Raw genomic sequence first — 16,536 nt, 5'->3', positions numbered from 1 at the left:
GATCGTTCTTACACCGCCTCGGTGAAATCTTAAACAGTAGATTTGGCCGGAGTTTGATAAACTATATTTTTTGTAATACCACCTTGTGACTATGAAACCAGAACCACAAACAGAAGCAGAGCTATTGGAACGCGCTCATGATATGGCAGGACTTAGCTTTGCAGAGCTGGCCGCCGAGGCGAATATGATTGTTCCTGAAAACTTAAAACGTGATAAAGGTTGGGTGGGTCAATTACTCGAATGGCATTTGGGCGCTCCGGCTGGCAGTAAACCTCAACAAGATTTCGCTAAGCTAGGGATCGAGCTGAAAAGTATTCCGATCAGTCACTCTGGCAAACCTTTAGAAACAACCTTTGTTTCTGTGGCTCCCCTGACTGGTGTTCATGGTCTTACATGGGAAACAAGCCATGTACGCAACAAGCTGTCTCGTGTGCTTTGGGTACCAGTGGAAGGGGAACGAGAAATTCCACTTGCAGAAAGACGTGTTGGTAGCCCACTGATTTGGTCACCAGACGACGACGAAGAGCGTATTTTACGAAACGACTGGGAAGAGCTAATGGAGATGATCGTCTTGGGGAAATTTGATCAAATTTCCGCCAGACACGGAGAAGCACTGCATCTTCGCCCTAAAGCCGCGAATGCAAAAGCCCTCACCGAAGCATATAGCTCAAATGGCAAACCGATAAAAACTCTGCCCCGAGGTTTTTACCTCAGAACACAGTTTACTGAACAGATCTTACTCAAGCACTACATCAGCACGCCATCTGAGTAATGTTGTTTCCGCCATTTAGTGCGTCACGAGCGATAACTCGATATCACAGTACGAGGCTGCCTCTTCAGTGCCACATTCGTCATATGCATTGTGCAGCCTTAAGTACGCTTTATCTACCCCTAACCTCAGCAGCTCTTCTTTCACCAAATCTAGCGAACCGAAATGTATCGGATCTTCACCGTCTTTAATTGGCTCAAGTTGATGCTTGTACTCCACTGCTAGCAAATAGTCAGAGACATCAGAACACCCAATCACAAATACTTTGGGAGTTTTATAAGTATCTTTATGGGGACCGTGTAACCACATGTCCAATTGATGCTTCTGCATAACGTACCTCCTTCACACGATTATTTAAGTGTAGTTAGGCTATGTATAGCTTTCGAGTTTGGTCTTCCTTTATACGTAAATCATTTGCGATAGCGGTTAAAAATCCCCTATATTGGAATCACTTATTTAGTCGGTAACTCTTCAAGGACGTGATATGCAATACACAAAACTACCGCACTCATCACTTGAGATCAGTAAAATCTGCCTCGGAACCATGACGTTTGGCGAGCAAAATACAGAAAAGGACGCCTTTGAACAGCTCGACTTTGCCCTTGATCATGGGGTGAATTTCATTGATACCGCAGAGATGTACCCTGTACCTCCCAAAGCGGAAACGCAAGGACTCACCGAGCAATACATCGGTAATTGGTTAGCAAAGAGCGGCAAACGTGAAAAAGTTGTGCTGGCAACAAAAGTGGCTGGCCCTCGCGGCGTCCCTCACATCCGAGACAACATGAGCCTTAATCGTCGCCACATCCATACAGCAATTGATGACAGCCTTAACCGCCTGCAAACGGATTATGTCGATTTATACCAATTACATTGGCCTCAACGTCAAACTAACTGCTTTGGTCAACTCAACTACCCTTACCCAGACAAGCAAGAAGAAGTCACATTAATTGAAACCTTGGAAGCGCTGACTGAGCTAGTGAATGCAGGCAAAGTACGCTACATCGGTGTATCAAACGAAACGCCGTGGGGTGTGATGTCGCTACTGCGTTTGGCAGAGAAACACGATTTGCCAAGAATTGTCTCCATTCAAAACCCATATAACTTATTGAACCGCAGCTTCGAAGTGGGCTTGTCTGAAATCAGCCACTATGAAGGTGTCCAGCTACTGGCCTACTCTCCACTGGCATTTGGCTGCCTAAGCGGCAAATACTTGAATGGTGAGAGACCAGAGGGTGCTCGATGCACGAAGTGGGAGCGTTTTGCGCGCTACTTTACTCCTCAGGGGATAAAAGCGACCGAAGCTTACGTCAATTTAGCCCAAGAGCATGGTTTGGATCCTGTACAAATGGCACTTGCATTTGTCAATCAGCGCCCATTTGTAGCATCTAATATTATCGGCGCGACCAACCTCAACCAATTAAAAGCCAACATCGACAGTATCGATCTAAAACTAAGCGATGAGCTCCTTACTGAGATTCAAGCAATTGGTACAACCTACTCGAACCCTTGCCCTTAACAGTAAAGCTCCCCTCAAACGAAAACAGCTGACCTTCAAGGTCAGCTGTTTATCAAATGAAGTATGACTTCATATCGCACGTTAAGCGTGTTGAATGACTCGATAGCAACTCAGTCAGTCCAACACGCTAACGATTACGTCATTATTCGCGACGTTAAAACTCGACGAAGGTGACGAACTCGACGTTCAACTTTTACTGCATCCGGAACATTGGCGCGTGTGGAACGACCATCGCTATCTAAACCAATATCCCTCAATAGATGAACATTCGTCCATGGAACATCATGAGCAGTGCGGCGTATGGTTCGCTGCCATTGCTTTTCTTCGCGTTTAAGATCTGCTTTCAATAGCAAAGTTGCCAGTTGTAGGTAAATAGAGTGACGCATAATATTTTCTCCGATTATCGATGTATTCGACTGGGAAAAATAGTGCGTAAAATGAACAGAGGCGCTCTGTTGATACTAAGCCGCTACTTTTCCGCAGCCTAGTAATAAATAAGATAGGTTACGGATTAATTTTTATCTTGTGAGCCAGTAGTATTGGTATCATCCGACTTAAGAGTCATCGGAGCGATAGGCATACGATCAGCGCAAGCAGTGGTGTTAACAACGTAATGTTTCATCTTGCGCCTCCTAGCTAAAAATTAATCCGTTTATGAAAGGTATAACTCATTGAGTTACGGTTAAATTGTAAGCTTTGATGAATATATATCAAACATTTTTTGTCTTTTTGATTAAAAACAAATCAATACACCGCAATTCAGTTTCATATACTTTTCTATATAACATATTCACCTAGGGAATATATGAAATTACGGATTTTATAAATCAAACTGAATACAAAAACAAAAAGAGCGGCTTTGTAGCCACTCCTTCACTGATATTCATTCACCAATTTAACTTCAGAAAGAACAAATTACATGGCTTGATCGGAAATCAAATTATGTTTGTTCAGTAGTCGATACATGGTCGCGCGTGAAACACCAAGCTCCTTCGCCGCATTCGAAACTTGACCAGAATGAGATTCCAAAACAACCAGTAACGCGTCACGCTCACTCTTCTCACGAATCGATTTCAAACTACGCTTTGAGTCATTACGCTGAGGCAAATCTAGGTGATGCTCTTCAATCATTACGCTGTCAGACATCAGAACCGCTCGTTTCACTTGATTCATCAACTCACGTACGTTACCTGGCCAGAAATAACGTGTCAGTGCCTTGAGTGCATCCTCAGAAAAGCTTTTTGCTTGCGAGTTATACTCTTTAGAAAACTCTTGTAAGTAGTAGCGCGCTAACAAAGAAATATCGCTCGCGCGCTCTTTTAAGCTCGGGACATTAATGCGTAATACGTTAATGTAGTGGTAAAGCTCTTCATTAAAATCTCCGTCAATCAAAGCTTTTTCAACATCTGACGAGTTAGCAGCAAGAATGCGTACGTTAACCGCTTTTACGCCATCTTTGGTATCAATGGTGCCTTCTTGCAAGAATCTCAGCAGATTCATTTGTTGCTCTTTTGAGATGGTAAGAATGTCATTAAACAACACGGTGCCGCCATCTGCTTGTTCGAGCATACATGCTTCCATATCTTCATCGGCGTTAATACCAAATACTTCCGCCTGGAAACGTTGCTCATTGAGCGCGCGACAGTTAATTGCCATAAACGGTTTATGAGAACGTGAAGAGACTTTGTGGATAGCGCGAGCAACCGCTTCTTTACCTGTACCACTTTCCCCAGAAATCAGAATACTGACGTCCGTCGGACCGATTCGCTTTACTTGATCGCGTAAACGCTTCATCGGGATAGATTCACCGATCAGCCCCATGTCTAAGCTGCTACCAAAACTAGGCCAAACTTTTTTCTCCAACTTGAGCATACCAAGCTGGTGACCAATCGTGCTTAAAAGCTGGGCATCCGGGATTGGCGCAGTGAAAAAGTCTATACAAAAGTTAACAATGAACTGGCATATGGTATCAGTGCCAAGCTGAGATTCACGAATAAACGCTAACCAACGCACGTGTTTGTGAGAACTGACTAAGTTCGCCAAACCGTTCAAGCTGAATTCGTCATGGCTGAGATCGACAATACCGATACATGGACCAATATCCTCTAACAACGTATTAGCTTTGCGTAAGTCACCCACTTGGTGACACTTCCAGCCCACTTGCTCAAGTACTGATAACCAAGGCTCATAAGTACCGCCAACTACCACAAGCGATCCCGGGATGGAATCCATCTTAAACTGCCCAGCCATTCTCTAACCCTTTTTCATTGTTAATAGAAATTTTGCGCCACAAACCTATCTTTGCGAGCGGGTAACATTATCGAGACTCCGCGCCCCCACGTCTGTCTCAGTATTAAGACTATGCAATAGATTGAGATTTGGCGAATGTTTATTTGCATATCCTATTAAAAAGCAAATGCAACAACTTGAACTTATTTAACTAAAAGGCATAAAAAAACCACCCGAAGGTGGTTTTTTTGATCATCCTGCCAAATTACGCTTGTGGGCGCATTGCTGGGAATAGGATCACGTCACGGATAGTGTGCGTGTTAGTCAGTAGCATAACCAGACGGTCGATACCGATACCTTGGCCTGCCGTTGGTGGTAGGCCGTGCTCTAGTGCAGTGATGTAATCTGCATCGTAGAACATAGCTTCGTCATCACCAGACTCTTTAGCTTCAACCTGTGCTTTAAAGCGCGCGTCTTGATCTTCTGCATCGTTAAGCTCTGAGAAGCCATTCGCCACTTCACGACCGCCGATGAAAAATTCAAAGCGGTCTGTAAAGAACGGGTTGTCATCGCTACGGCGAGCCAGTGGAGAGATGTCCGCTGGGTAGCCAGTGATGAACGTTGGCTGCATTAGCTTAGGTTCTGCTGTTTCACCGAAGATTTCTTCTAGAAGCTGACCACACGTCCAGAAGTCTTCTACTTCAACATGTACTGATTTCGCGATAGAAACCATCAGTTCACGGTTTTGTAGATCTTCTTCGGTTAGCGCTTGGATTTGCGCGTGATCTGGGTTGTACTGCTTGATTGCTTCAAACATGCTCATACGAGTGTAAGTGCCACCAAATTCAACCGTTTCATCACCGTAAGGCATTGATGTTGAACCTAGAACTTCTTGCGCTACCGAGCTTAGTAGTTCTTCAGTAAAGTCCATCAGATCTTTGTAATCCGCGTACGCCATGTAGAATTCCATCATAGTGAATTCAGGGTTATGACGTGGAGAAAGACCTTCGTTACGGAAGTTACGGTTAATTTCGAATACGCGATCGAAGCCACCAACCACTAGACGCTTCAGGTATAGCTCAGGTGCAATACGTAGGTACATTGGCATGTCTAGCGCGTTATGATGCGTGATGAATGGGCGTGCACTTGCACCACCAGGGATCACGTGCATCATCGGCGTTTCTACTTCCATGAACTGTTTTGAGATCATGAAGTTACGAATTGCAGACATTACTTTAGAACGTACAATAAATGCTTTACGTGAATCTTCGTTCACAATCAGATCAACGTAACGCTGACGGTAACGCATTTCTTGGTCAGTAAGACCGTGGAACTTCTCAGGAAGTGGACGAAGTGCTTTAGTTAGCAACTCGTATTCTTCCATGTTCACGTATAGGTCACCCTTACCAGATTTGTGCAGCGCACCTTTAACACCGATGATGTCACCGATATCAAGACCTTGGTATTTCTCTTTTAGCTCTTTTTGTACGTCTTTAGCAGCGTAAGCTTGGATACGGCCAGATGTTTCTTGAATTACTAGGAATGGACCACGCTTAGCCATAATACGGCCAGCAATTGCAACCACGTGGTTAAGCTCTTCTAGCTCTTCCTTCGTCTTTTCACCGAACTCTTTTTGAAGGTCGCCCGCTAGTGCGTCACGACGGAAGTCGTTTGGATGGCCGTTTGCTTTGCAGCTCTTTCGGATTTCATCCAGTTTAGCGCGGCGTTCAGCAATCAGCTTATTTTCTTCTAGTACAGTTTCGTTTTGAACAGCATCAGTCATTTTCGATGTATCCTGTTTTTGTCGGTGAAAAGCTTTATAGGCCTGATTTCAGGCTAGCTTCAATAAATTTGTCCAGATCGCCATCAAGAACCGCTTGAGTATTACGGTTTTCAATGCCCGTACGGAGGTCCTTAATACGTGAGTCATCCAATACGTAAGAACGGATCTGGCTACCCCAGCCAATGTCAGACTTAGCGTCTTCATTGGCTTGTTTTTCCGCGTTTTGCTTTTGCAATTCAAGCTCAAATAGCTTCGCTCGAAGCTGTTTCATTGCCTGATCTTTGTTCTTATGTTGAGAACGGTCATTCTGACACTGAACCACGGTGTTCGTTGGTACGTGCGTAATACGTACTGCAGATTCCGTGGTGTTGACGTGCTGACCACCTGCGCCTGACGCACGGTAAACGTCGATACGTAGGTCAGAAGGATTAATGTCGATGTCGATGTTTTCATCAATCTCTGGATAGATGAACGCAGACGCAAATGACGTATGGCGACGGCCGCCTGAATCGAACGGAGATTTACGAACAAGACGATGAACGCCCGTTTCAGTGCGCAACCAACCGTACGCATACTCACCAGAGATACGAACTGTTGCCGACTTAAGACCCGCGACCTCACCTTCAGAGACTTCAATCACTTCAGCTTTGAAGCCCTTCGCCTCTGCCCAGCGTAGGTACATACGCAGCAGCATGTTGGTCCAGTCTTGTGCTTCCGTACCACCAGAGCCAGCTTGCAAATCGATGTAGCAATCTGAACTATCATGGTCACCCGAGAACATACGACGGAATTCAAGCTTTTCTAGCTTCTCTTCCAACTCAGCAAGTTCTGGTTCGATTTCGTCAAATGTTTCTTGATCTTCTTCTTCTACAGCCAGCTCAAGAAGACCTTCTACGTCCTCTACACCTTGCTCTAGTTGATCAATAGTTTCAACAACCGCTTCTAGCGATGCACGTTCTTTACCCAGTGCTTGTGCACGTTCAGGTTCATTCCATACATCAGGTTGTTCAAGCTCTGCGTTGACTTCTTCTAGACGCTCTTTCTTCGCGTCATAGTCAAAGATACCCCCTCAGGACATTTGTGCGCTGAGACACGTCCTGCAGACGGTTTTTAATTGGATTGATTTCAAACATGTTTACTCAACATTTTAGAATAGAATTTAACCGAGAAATTCTACTGAAAAATGTGACCGAGATACAGGAAAATTTCGGATGAGAAATCAGATTGCGGTTAGAGAGAGCACGGTCATAAAATTTCACACCCTCTTAGGGGCAACCGTACTCTATAAGAAAGGTTAATCTAGATATTACTTAGCTTCGATATGATCGATCATCAATTGCAGTGATTGATTCCCACGAAATTCATTCACATCCAATTTGTAAGCTAAACGTACCGTTTTAACTGATGCATCCGGCCAGCGACGCAAATCGACATTAAATGCAATGCCGTCGATCATCACATTGGTAGGATGACCTTTGTAAAGCGGCTCTAACATCAATTTAAGATGCTTCTCACCCACCAGCTTTTGATGCAACACTTTAAACTCACCATCAAAGATTGGTTCAGGGAAGGCTTGTCCAAAAGGGCCACCAGACCGTAGCTGTTCAGCGACATGCATAGAGAATTCTTCAGGCTTAAGTTCACCATCTGACATGATCACGCCTTTTAGCGCCGCTTCATCGAGTTCCTTTTTTACCACTTCATCAAATAAACGGCTGAAACGTTCGAAATCCTGCTCTTTAATTGTTAAGCCTGCCGCCATCGCGTGACCACCAAATTTGATGATCAAACCTGGGTTTTGCGTGTCGATGAAATCCAACGCATCACGCATGTGTAACCCCGGAATAGAACGACACGAGCCCTTAATTGTCCCTTCTCCGCCATCAGCAAATGCGATGACTGGACGGTGAAACTTCTCTTTGATGCGCGAGGCCAAAATACCAATCACACCTTGGTGCCAATCACGTTGGAACAAGGCTAATCCGTAAGGAAGCTCACTGCCTTCACCAAACTGAAGACGTTCGCAGAAAGCCATCGCTTCTTGCTTCATGCCTTCTTCAATCTCTTTACGAGTTTGGTTCAAACCATCCAGTTCACTTGCCATACGACGAGCGGCGTGAATGTTGTTACACATCAACAGTTCAACACCAAATGACATGTCATCAAGGCGACCAGCAGCATTGATACGAGGACCTAAAGCAAAACCAAAATCGGACGCCACTAAACGACGCGCATCACGCTTCGCGACCTCAATCAATGCTTGAATGCCAGGGCGCGCTTTGCCCGCACGAATACGTTGCAAGCCTTGGTGTACAAGAATGCGGTTGTTTTCATCCAATGGAACGACGTCGGCGACGGTACCCAGTGCAACAAGGTCAATCAGTTCCATCAACTTAGGCTCTTGCATCCCCTGTTCTGCAAACCAATTGTGTTTTCGCATATGAACGCATAGTGCCATCATGAGATAAAACGCGACCCCGACACCAGCGAGCGCTTTAGACGGAAAATGACAGCTCTCAAGGTTTGGGTTCACCATTGCATCCACATCAGGCAACACTTGTCCTGGCAAGTGGTGATCGGTAACGAGCACGGTAATGCCGTTTTCTTTTGCATAACGCACGCCTTCGATTGATGACACACCGTTATCTACCGTCATGATCATCTCAGCGCCAAGCTCTAATGCCTGGTCAACGACTTCTGGGCTTAACCCATAACCGTCTTCAAAACGATTCGGTACTAGGTAGTCCACATTGTGACTACCAAGCATACGCAGCGCGAGCACCGACAATGCAGAGCTCGTCGCGCCATCAGCGTCAAAATCACCGACAACGATGATGCGTTTTTGTTCTTTTATTGCCTGAAACAAAAGCTCGACAGCTTGCTCAATCCCCCCGAGTTTTTGGTAAGAATGCAAACCACGAGCTGACGTTTCTAGTTGCGCAGGATCCGTAATCCCACGGTTGATGTAGATACGTTTGAGAATCGGAGGAATGGAATCAGGAAGAAGGGAAAGATCAGGTTCAGGACGTCGTTGAATTTCTATCATGCTTGAAAAGAGCCGGCGACTTTGCCGGCTCTGCTCCTAAAGGATTATTGTTGCTTTAAACGTTTCAATAGCTCTGCAGGTGGTAGGTAACCGCCAACCATTTCGCCATTCGGTAAGAAGATCGCTGGCGTACCAGAAATTCCCAATTGGCGACCTAAATTGTAATGTGATTGAATGGTTTCTTTACACTGTTTTAAGTCTTTCGCAGGGTTATCAAACGTACGATTCACTTTCGCATTGTGCATTGCCGACTTTGGATCTTCAGCACACCAAATCGTCGCCATTTGTTCTGCCACTGGGCCAGTAGCACCTTGGCGAGGGTAAGCCATGTAGCGCACTGTAATGCCTAGATCGTTATAGCCTTGCATTTGGCTGTGCAGACGCACACAGTAACCACAAGTGATATCAGTAAATACCGTCACAGCATATTTTTCATCGTCGGCTTTGTATTCAATCATGCTATCGGAGAACTGCGCGATTTTCTCCGCATTAAGCGGCGCTTGGCGCTCTGCAATGACATCTTTGTAACTACCATCGTCATTGATGGCATAAAGCGTACCAGCGATAAAATGGCTACCATCATTTGAAGCAAACAAGATCCCGCCATTAGTTTGTATTTCCAATAAACCAGCAACTTCTGATGGCTGAATATCAACGATAGATAAACCAAGCTTTGAGAACTTAGTTTTTAATGCCGCTTCATCAAAACTGCTTTGCGCAGCTGGTGCCACTTGCTGTGCAGGAGTGTCCGTTTTAGCCTGACTTTCTTCTGCACCACAAGCGGTAACAAAAAATGGTAAAGTCAGCAGAGTTAGTCGGCGTAATACGCTCATGAAATTCACCTTAATATAAAATCGTTTTTCCAAGAAGACATGGATGAATCTAACCATTGTTATGCTCTTGGGTGGTGTTGACTGTGGATCTGCTTCAATCGTTCAGTCGCCACGTGAGTATAAATTTGCGTGGTCGATAAGTCACTATGTCCTAATAGCATCTGTACGACCCTGAGATCTGCGCCATAGTTCAATAAATGCGTGGCAAAGGCATGACGCAGTACGTGCGGCGACAGCTGTTCAGTGTCAATCCCTGCTATCAAAGCATAGTACTTAATACGGTGCCAAAACGTCTGACGAGTCATTTGCCTTGCGCGTTTGCTAGGAAAAACAATATCAGATGATGTATCACCAAGTAACGCAGGGCGCCCTTGTTGAATAAACGTCTCGATCCAATCTACCGCGTTCTCCCCCATTGGCACTAAGCGCTCTTTACCGCCTTTACCTGTGACACGTACAACACCTTGACGCAAACTTATGTTTTCCATAGTTAAACTGACCAATTCCGTCACACGCAAACCAGTCGCATACAGCAGTTCCAGCATCGCTTTATCCCGCAATTCCACAGGATCATTCGGGTCTGGCGCTTCGAGCAAGGCGTCCACTTGCTCTTCACTAATATCTTTGGGCAAGCGTTGTGGCAGTTTAGGACTGACCAAGAGCGCACTCGGATCATCAGCACGTACTTTCTCACGATGCAGATATTGGAATAAACGGCGAATTGCCGACAACATACGCGCACGGGACGTCTGCTTGTAATCCAAGTCTACAAGGTAGCTTTGGTATTCTTGCAAGCCAGACAAACTAATGAAATCAAGACGGTAGCGATGTTTCTCCATCCACGTGAGCAGCTTCATCAAATCATTTCTATAGGAAGCCAGCGTGTTCTCTGATAGCCCACGCTCCATCCACATCGCATCTAAGAATTGCTCAACAAGCGAAAAATCTTGTTGATTGACAGGCTGTTGTGCCGTCATGAACGCTTCCTTATCTGTTTATATTTACAGTATTTAGATTAAGGCACCTGCCGATCCAATACCATAAAAAAATCATCCCGCTTAGGATATTCGCTGCAATCTTCCTCAATTTATGGTTAGAATCTTCCACAACAGCAACACAAATAACGATGAATATAATGAAAATCGGACTCTTTTACGGCTCAACAACCTGCTACACCGAAATGGCAGCAGAGAAAATTCGTACCATTATTGGTGAAGACCTTGTCGACATTCACAATGTGAAAGAGACACCGTTATCACTAATGGCAGACTACGACTTACTACTCCTTGGCATCTCAACTTGGGACTTTGGTGAAATTCAAGAAGATTGGAATGCGATTTGGCAAGACATCGCAACAACACCATTAAAAGGTAAAGTTGTCGCTCTGTTTGGTCTAGGTGACCAAGAAGGCTACGGTGACTGGTATTTGGACGCGATGGGCTTACTTCACGATGAATTACAAGCGACTGGCGCAACCTTTATCGGTTACTGGCCAAATGAAGGCTACGAATTTGAAGCATCGAAAGCACTGATTGAAGATGGCAGTAAGTTTGTTGGACTAGCGTTAGATGAAGACTCGCAGTACGAACTGAGTGATGAGCGCATCGAAAAATGGTGTGAACAAGTTCTTGTGGAATTCCACGACACACTTTAATAGTGTGAACGCTTCAAAGATAAAAAATAAAAAGCCCGATGAAGTAATTCATCGGGCTTTTTAATATCTTGATAGTGCGAAGTTATTACGCTGTTTCTTGTGCTAGCTCTGGACGAGGTTTCGCGATGAAGAACATGCACACAATAGCCGCAAATGTTGGAAGCACCCAACCCATGCCCACTTCGAATAGTGGCAACATGTTAAACGCAGAAACATCAACACCCGATACTTTTGCCGCATCAACCAACGCAAACAGCAGAGATACAAGCAGCACCGCGCGGTAAGCAAAACGTGGATTTGGCAGTTTGCTGCGTACAAATGTTAGTGCAACCAACGCAATCGCCACAGGGTACAGCGCAAACAATACTGGCACTGACAGAGAAATCAGTTGTGCAAGGCCGACATTCGCAACCAACGCACAAACAGACCCGTTAATCAGTACCCATTGCTTGTATGACAGTGGCGTTTTTGAGCTGAAGAAGTCTGAACACGCAGAAATCAAGCCAATAGCCGTTGTCAAACACGCTAGTAATACAATGACAGACAGAACGATTTGACCGTATGGACCAAACAGCGCTTGAACGTATTGGCTAAGTACCAGACCACCGTTATCTGCACCAGCAGCAACAGTTGCACTCGTCGCGCCCAAGTAGAATAGTGAGATGTAAACAAACGCAAGACCGGCAGCGGCAATACAACCTGCATAGATCAGATACTTAGTGGTTGCAGAACGCTCAGTAATGCCTTTACCGCGCAGTGCATCAACCATCAGCATGCCAAACATCAATGACGCGAACGTATCCATTGTGTTGTAGCCTTCTAGGAAGCCTTTGGTCAGTGGTTGCGTTAAGTACTCACCGTGCGCGCCCAGCATGTCACCTTGAGGATCAATAAATACCGCCACAGCAAGAATGATCAAACCGACAAACAGCGCTGGAGTCAGCACTTTGCCAATCAAGTCGATAAGACGGCCTTGGAACCATGAGAACATCATCGCCGCAATAAAGAAGATCACTGAAAATGCAGTGAGATGCGTTTGTGACGCTTCAAGGAAGAAAGGTTTCACCGCCATCTCGTAAGCCACTAGGCCAGTACGAGGCGCAGCAAACGCAGGACCGATGATGATGAAGATCAACGCAGCCATAATAACCGCTGCTTTTTTCGGAAGGTCTTGCGTTAAGTGATCCCAAGAACCACCAGCAACAGCAATAGCAACGATAGTAATAAGAGGTAGACCTACCGCTGTTAGCAAGAAACCAAACATCGCTGGCATTAAGTTTTCACCGGCTAGCTGACCCGCTAGAGGTGGAAAGATGATATTGCCCGCACCTAAAAAGAACGCAAATAGCATAAAGCCTACTGCGATAATATCTGTTAGTTTTAACGTCTGCTTCACAGATAACCCTTGTCTTTTAATTAATGAATGTTGTGTATGCTTAGACCACTTTTTGTATACCTAAAGTCAATAAGTACACGTGGTTCAATCTATAAAATTTTCGCCGCATAATGACGAAAGACTCATCATTTGGCAACCTTTAAGAAAAAAACACCATATTAATTTAGTTTTCAAACTTAAAAGCAGTGGATATAACCAGATCTAAATAACAGACCAGTTCTTTATCTCGATCAATTAACAATACAATTTAATAACCAACAAAACAACAATCTATACAATTAAGAAACAATAGAGAAATTCACTTAATTATTGAGCAAAAATAAAACAATCATGAAGAGCAAAAAACTGAAAACTAAAGGCTTCAATTTTAAGAAATTTTGTATTGAGGGCGGTGAGAGTGGTATGCCCGTCAGCACTGATGGGGTAATGCTTGGTGCTTGGATTCAAAGCCCGAACAACGCTCAAATTCTCGATATTGGCACTGGCACAGGGTTGCTTGCCCTGATGTGTGCCCAACGCTTTACAGAAGCTCAAATAACCGCGGTCGATATTGAATTAACAGCCATTGAAGCTGCGCAAAAAAATGTAGTTCAGTCGCCTTGGTCAGATCGTGTTAGTGTGCATCATTCCGACATACTAGACTTTACGCCGACGCATCCATTCCAACGCATCATTTGTAATCCGCCCTACTTCAACAGCGGCGAGCAATCGAAACACAGTCAACGTGCAACCGCGAGGCACACTGATACGCTACGCCACAACGCATTGCTACAACGTTGCTATCAGTTGCTTGATGAACAAGGGAAAGCTAATTTTGTGTTACCAATCACCGAAGGCGAACGGTTTATTGAACTAGCATTACACCAAGGTTGGCATCTATCGCGAGTCTGTCGTGTACAGCCATCAGAAAAGAAACTGGTACATAGACTGTTATTTGAATTGGCGAAGCAGCCTTGCGATACTCAAGAATCACATTTAATAATTCATTCGCATGACGGTTACAGTGACGATTTCGTCCAATTAACCCGCGAGTTTTATCTTAAGATGTGAAATAACATGTGATCCTTATCACCAATCACTTTATAATGTGCGACCTTTTTGTATTCTATGCTGTTGTGGCGAACCATTAACCAAGCTTTGCTTGTGGAGAACTCATTGTGATCAGAACCTTTGCTGAACTTGATCTAGACCAAAACCTACTTGAAGCCATTGAAGAGATGGGTTACGAACGCCCAACAAAAATTCAGGCAGAAGCGATTCCACAAGCGTTGGATGGTCGTGACATTCTAGCGTCAGCGCCAACAGGTACTGGTAAAACGGCAGCCTTCGTTCTGCCAGCATTGCAATACTTGCAAGACTTCCCTCGTCGTAAGCCTGGACCTGCGCGTATTTTGATCCTAACGCCGACGCGCGAATTGGCGATGCAAATCGCTGATCAAGCACGAGCTTTGGCAAAAAACACTAAACTGAACATTTTCACCATCACAGGTGGTGTTCAATACCAAGAGCACGCCGATATCCTTGCGACAACACAAGACATTGTGGTTGCAACGCCTGGCCGTTTAAAAGAATACATTGATGCAGAGCGTTTTGATTGCCGTGCGATTGAATGGTTAATTCTGGATGAAGCAGACCGTATGCTAGACATGGGTTTTGCTCCTACTGTCGATCGTCTATCTAACGAGTGCCGCTGGCGTAAACAAACCCTTCTGTTCTCAGCAACTTTAGAAGGTAAAGGCGTAGAGGGCTTTACCGCTGATCTGTTGAATGACCCAGCAGAGATTGATGCAAAATCGCCACTGCGTGAACGTAAGAAGATTGCTCAGTGGTACCACCGTGCTGATGATGCAGAACACAAGCTTGAATTACTAAAACACATTATTACTCAGCAAGCAGAGCGCACCATTGTCTTCTTGAAGACACGTGAGCGTTTGGCAGAGCTACGAGCGCAGCTTGAGAGCGCACAGATTCCATGTTCTTGGATTCAAGGTGAAATGCCTCAAGATCGTCGTAACAATGCGATTTCTCGCTTCCGCGATGGTACTGTAAACGTGCTGCTCGCAACGGACGTTGCTGCGCGTGGTATCGACCTTCCGGATGTGTCACACGTTATTAACTACGACATGCCACGCACGGCTGATGTCTACCTTCACCGTATTGGCCGTACGGCTCGTGCGGGTAAGAAAGGTAATGCTATCTCAATCGTAGAAGCACACGACCAACCAATGATGGATCGCGTTGCACGTTACGTGAAAGAAGACATCAAAGAGCGTTTCGTGAAAGAGATGCGTCCGAAACACAAAAAACCTGTGTTTAAGAAGAAAAAGAAAAAAGAAGACAAGAAGAAGCCAGCGAAAAAGAAAACCGCTAAGAAGAAGTAATCTTGTTGGGGCGAAATAGCCTAAGCTAAAACATAACAAAGGGTTGGCACTGCCAACCCTTTTTCGTTTGTGTTTATTGAGATTAACGTAGACTACGTCTCAATCAGTTTTAGTTTTGCTCTTCGCGTTTAAATACTAACTCTGTTGGTGTCGATTCATCTTCAACAAAGTAGTAACCCGCCGTATCAAACTTAGTCAGGTCTGCCACGCTCTCAATACGGTTTTCGATGATGTAACGCGCCATCATGCCGCGCGCTTTCTTCGCGTAGAAGCTGATGACCTTGTATTGGCCATTCTTACAATCTTTGAATACTGGCGTGATCACTTGCGCATCTAAGTTCTTTGGCTTCACCGCTTTAAAGTATTCATTTGATGCAAGGTTGATAAGCACATTATCACCTTGAGCAGAAATCGCTTCGTTAAGCTTATCCGTAATCACATTGCCCCAAAACTGGTACAAGTTTGTGCCCTTGTCGTTTGCAAGCTTGGTACCCATCTCAAGACGGTATGGCTGCATCAAATCGAGTGGTTTTAGTAAACCATAGAGGCCAGACAACATGCGCAAATGATCTTGGGCATACTCGAAGTCCGCATCAGATAAGGTTTCGGCGTCTAGTCCTGTGTAAACATCACCTTTAAACGCTAGGATCGCTTGTCGTGAGTTTTCTGTGGTAAACGTTTCACTCCACTCTTGAAATCGCCCGACATTCAAATCGGCAATCTTGTCGCTCACTTTCATTAAAGAGGCAACATCAGCAGGAGTCAGTTTGCGGCAAACATCGATAAGCTCTTTTGAGTATTCGACCAACTCAGGTTGAGTAAATTTTTCTGTCGCTAACGGAGACTCGTAATCAAGAGTCTTCGCTGGAGAAACTACGATAAGCATGACTTTCCCTTCTCTAATTTTGTTTTTTAATAGGGTACAA

15 protein-coding genes are annotated in these 16,536 nt (G+C 44.9%); 5 read left to right on the top strand and 10 right to left on the bottom strand.

What is annotated here, in order from left to right; translation table 11 throughout:
* Window positions 1–91: 91 nt before the first annotated feature.
* A complete protein-coding gene (gene mutH / locus LIX84_RS14405) occupies window positions 92–772 on the top strand; it encodes a DNA mismatch repair endonuclease MutH (protein WP_005397318.1) in 681 nt (226 codons plus the stop codon).
* 15 nt (window positions 773–787) lie between these two features.
* On the opposite strand, the gene LIX84_RS14400 is transcribed toward mutH, so the two are convergent.
* The gene (locus LIX84_RS14400; protein ID WP_005397320.1) at window positions 788–1,099 is read right to left on the bottom strand and encodes a DUF6482 family protein; all 312 of its coding nucleotides are present in this window, start codon (window positions 1,097–1,099) and stop codon (window positions 788–790) included.
* A gap of 154 nt (window positions 1,100–1,253) precedes the next feature.
* Here LIX84_RS14400 and LIX84_RS14395 point away from each other — a divergent pair, with 154 nt between their 5' ends.
* Window positions 1,254–2,288 carry an NADP(H)-dependent aldo-keto reductase gene (locus tag LIX84_RS14395; RefSeq protein ID WP_226421580.1) on the top strand — a complete coding sequence of 345 codons (1,035 nt, stop codon included), beginning with the start codon at window positions 1,254–1,256 and terminating at the stop codon, window positions 2,286–2,288.
* A gap of 134 nt (window positions 2,289–2,422) precedes the next feature.
* On the opposite strand, the gene LIX84_RS14390 is transcribed toward LIX84_RS14395, so the two are convergent.
* From LIX84_RS14390 to xerD, 7 genes are all read right to left on the bottom strand, one after another.
* Window positions 2,423–2,674, bottom strand: a complete 252-nt coding sequence (locus LIX84_RS14390) for a hypothetical protein (protein WP_005397324.1) — start codon at window positions 2,672–2,674, stop codon at window positions 2,423–2,425.
* A 529-nt stretch (window positions 2,675–3,203) separates the two neighbouring features.
* Window positions 3,204–4,538, bottom strand: coding sequence for a cyclic-di-GMP-binding transcriptional regulator VpsR (gene vpsR / locus LIX84_RS14385; protein WP_046873964.1), 1,335 nt, complete (start codon window positions 4,536–4,538; stop codon window positions 3,204–3,206).
* A gap of 244 nt (window positions 4,539–4,782) precedes the next feature.
* Complete coding sequence (lysS, locus tag LIX84_RS14380) at window positions 4,783–6,300, bottom strand: lysine--tRNA ligase (RefSeq protein WP_005397328.1); 1,518 nt, start codon at window positions 6,298–6,300, stop codon at window positions 4,783–4,785.
* A gap of 34 nt (window positions 6,301–6,334) precedes the next feature.
* Window positions 6,335–7,433, bottom strand: a protein-coding gene (gene prfB / locus LIX84_RS14375; protein WP_100068604.1) for a peptide chain release factor 2 whose coding sequence is annotated in 2 segments (ribosomal slippage) — window positions 6,335–7,357 and window positions 7,359–7,433 — 1,098 coding nt in all. Because the reading frame shifts where the segments join, the coding sequence is not laid out codon by codon here.
* A 173-nt stretch (window positions 7,434–7,606) separates the two neighbouring features.
* Window positions 7,607–9,346: a single-stranded-DNA-specific exonuclease RecJ gene (recJ, locus tag LIX84_RS14370; RefSeq protein ID WP_006742673.1), complete on the bottom strand. Its 1,740-nt coding sequence runs from the start codon at window positions 9,344–9,346 to the stop codon at window positions 7,607–7,609.
* 44 nt (window positions 9,347–9,390) lie between these two features.
* Entirely contained in the window at window positions 9,391–10,179 is a 789-nt protein-coding gene (gene dsbC, locus LIX84_RS14365; RefSeq protein ID WP_012842135.1) for a bifunctional protein-disulfide isomerase/oxidoreductase DsbC, read from the bottom strand.
* 59 nt (window positions 10,180–10,238) lie between these two features.
* Window positions 10,239–11,156 (bottom strand): site-specific tyrosine recombinase XerD, encoded by a 918-nt coding sequence (gene xerD / locus LIX84_RS14360; protein ID WP_005397336.1) that lies wholly within the window; start codon window positions 11,154–11,156, stop codon window positions 10,239–10,241.
* Between the two features lie 158 nt (window positions 11,157–11,314).
* Between xerD and fldB the strand changes: the two genes are divergently transcribed.
* Window positions 11,315–11,833: a flavodoxin FldB gene (gene fldB / locus LIX84_RS14355; protein WP_085343980.1), complete on the top strand. Its 519-nt coding sequence runs from the start codon at window positions 11,315–11,317 to the stop codon at window positions 11,831–11,833.
* A gap of 85 nt (window positions 11,834–11,918) precedes the next feature.
* On the opposite strand, the gene brnQ is transcribed toward fldB, so the two are convergent.
* Window positions 11,919–13,229 (bottom strand): branched-chain amino acid transport system II carrier protein, encoded by a 1,311-nt coding sequence (gene brnQ / locus LIX84_RS14350; protein WP_006742676.1) that lies wholly within the window; start codon window positions 13,227–13,229, stop codon window positions 11,919–11,921.
* 330 nt (window positions 13,230–13,559) lie between these two features.
* On the opposite strand from brnQ, the gene LIX84_RS14345 reads away from it, so the two are divergent.
* Both LIX84_RS14345 and srmB read left to right on the top strand, forming a co-directional pair.
* Entirely contained in the window at window positions 13,560–14,279 is a 720-nt protein-coding gene (locus tag LIX84_RS14345; protein WP_182036166.1) for a tRNA1(Val) (adenine(37)-N6)-methyltransferase, read from the top strand.
* A gap of 107 nt (window positions 14,280–14,386) precedes the next feature.
* Window positions 14,387–15,610 (top strand): ATP-dependent RNA helicase SrmB, encoded by a 1,224-nt coding sequence (srmB, locus tag LIX84_RS14340; protein WP_005396291.1) that lies wholly within the window; start codon window positions 14,387–14,389, stop codon window positions 15,608–15,610.
* Between the two features lie 109 nt (window positions 15,611–15,719).
* Here the strand turns inward: srmB and yaaA are convergent, their stop codons facing one another.
* Complete coding sequence (yaaA, locus tag LIX84_RS14335; protein WP_104969076.1) at window positions 15,720–16,496, bottom strand: peroxide stress protein YaaA; 777 nt, start codon at window positions 16,494–16,496, stop codon at window positions 15,720–15,722.
* Between the last annotated feature and the right edge of the window lie 40 nt (window positions 16,497–16,536).

The organism is Vibrio sp. E14 (genome assembly GCF_020515785.1).
Classification (GTDB): Bacteria; Pseudomonadota; Gammaproteobacteria; order Enterobacterales; family Vibrionaceae; genus Vibrio; species Vibrio diabolicus.
Note: the sequence above shows the minus strand (reverse complement) of the source record. Positions and strands in the feature narration are given on the sequence as shown.

Bases quoted from the DNA above. Each gene is read 5' to 3' on its own strand.
- LIX84_RS14395 (WP_226421580.1), top strand. From the start codon at position 1,254: ATGCAATACACAAAACTACCGCACTCATCACTTGAGATCAGTAAAATC.
- dsbC (WP_012842135.1), bottom strand. From the start codon at position 10,179: ATGAGCGTATTACGCCGACTAACTCTGCTGACTTTACCATTTTTTGTT.
- lysS (WP_005397328.1), bottom strand. From the start codon at position 6,300: ATGACTGATGCTGTTCAAAACGAAACTGTACTAGAAGAAAATAAGCTG.
- vpsR (WP_046873964.1), bottom strand. From the start codon at position 4,538: ATGGCTGGGCAGTTTAAGATGGATTCCATCCCGGGATCGCTTGTGGTA.
- LIX84_RS14345 (WP_182036166.1), top strand. From the start codon at position 13,560: ATGAAGAGCAAAAAACTGAAAACTAAAGGCTTCAATTTTAAGAAATTT.
- recJ (WP_006742673.1), bottom strand. From the start codon at position 9,346: ATGATAGAAATTCAACGACGTCCTGAACCTGATCTTTCCCTTCTTCCT.
- LIX84_RS14400 (WP_005397320.1), bottom strand. From the start codon at position 1,099: ATGCAGAAGCATCAATTGGACATGTGGTTACACGGTCCCCATAAAGAT.
- fldB (WP_085343980.1), top strand. From the start codon at position 11,315: ATGAAAATCGGACTCTTTTACGGCTCAACAACCTGCTACACCGAAATG.
- yaaA (WP_104969076.1), bottom strand. From the start codon at position 16,496: ATGCTTATCGTAGTTTCTCCAGCGAAGACTCTTGATTACGAGTCTCCG.
- xerD (WP_005397336.1), bottom strand. From the start codon at position 11,156: ATGACGGCACAACAGCCTGTCAATCAACAAGATTTTTCGCTTGTTGAG.
- mutH (WP_005397318.1), top strand. From the start codon at position 92: ATGAAACCAGAACCACAAACAGAAGCAGAGCTATTGGAACGCGCTCAT.
- LIX84_RS14390 (WP_005397324.1), bottom strand. From the start codon at position 2,674: ATGCGTCACTCTATTTACCTACAACTGGCAACTTTGCTATTGAAAGCA.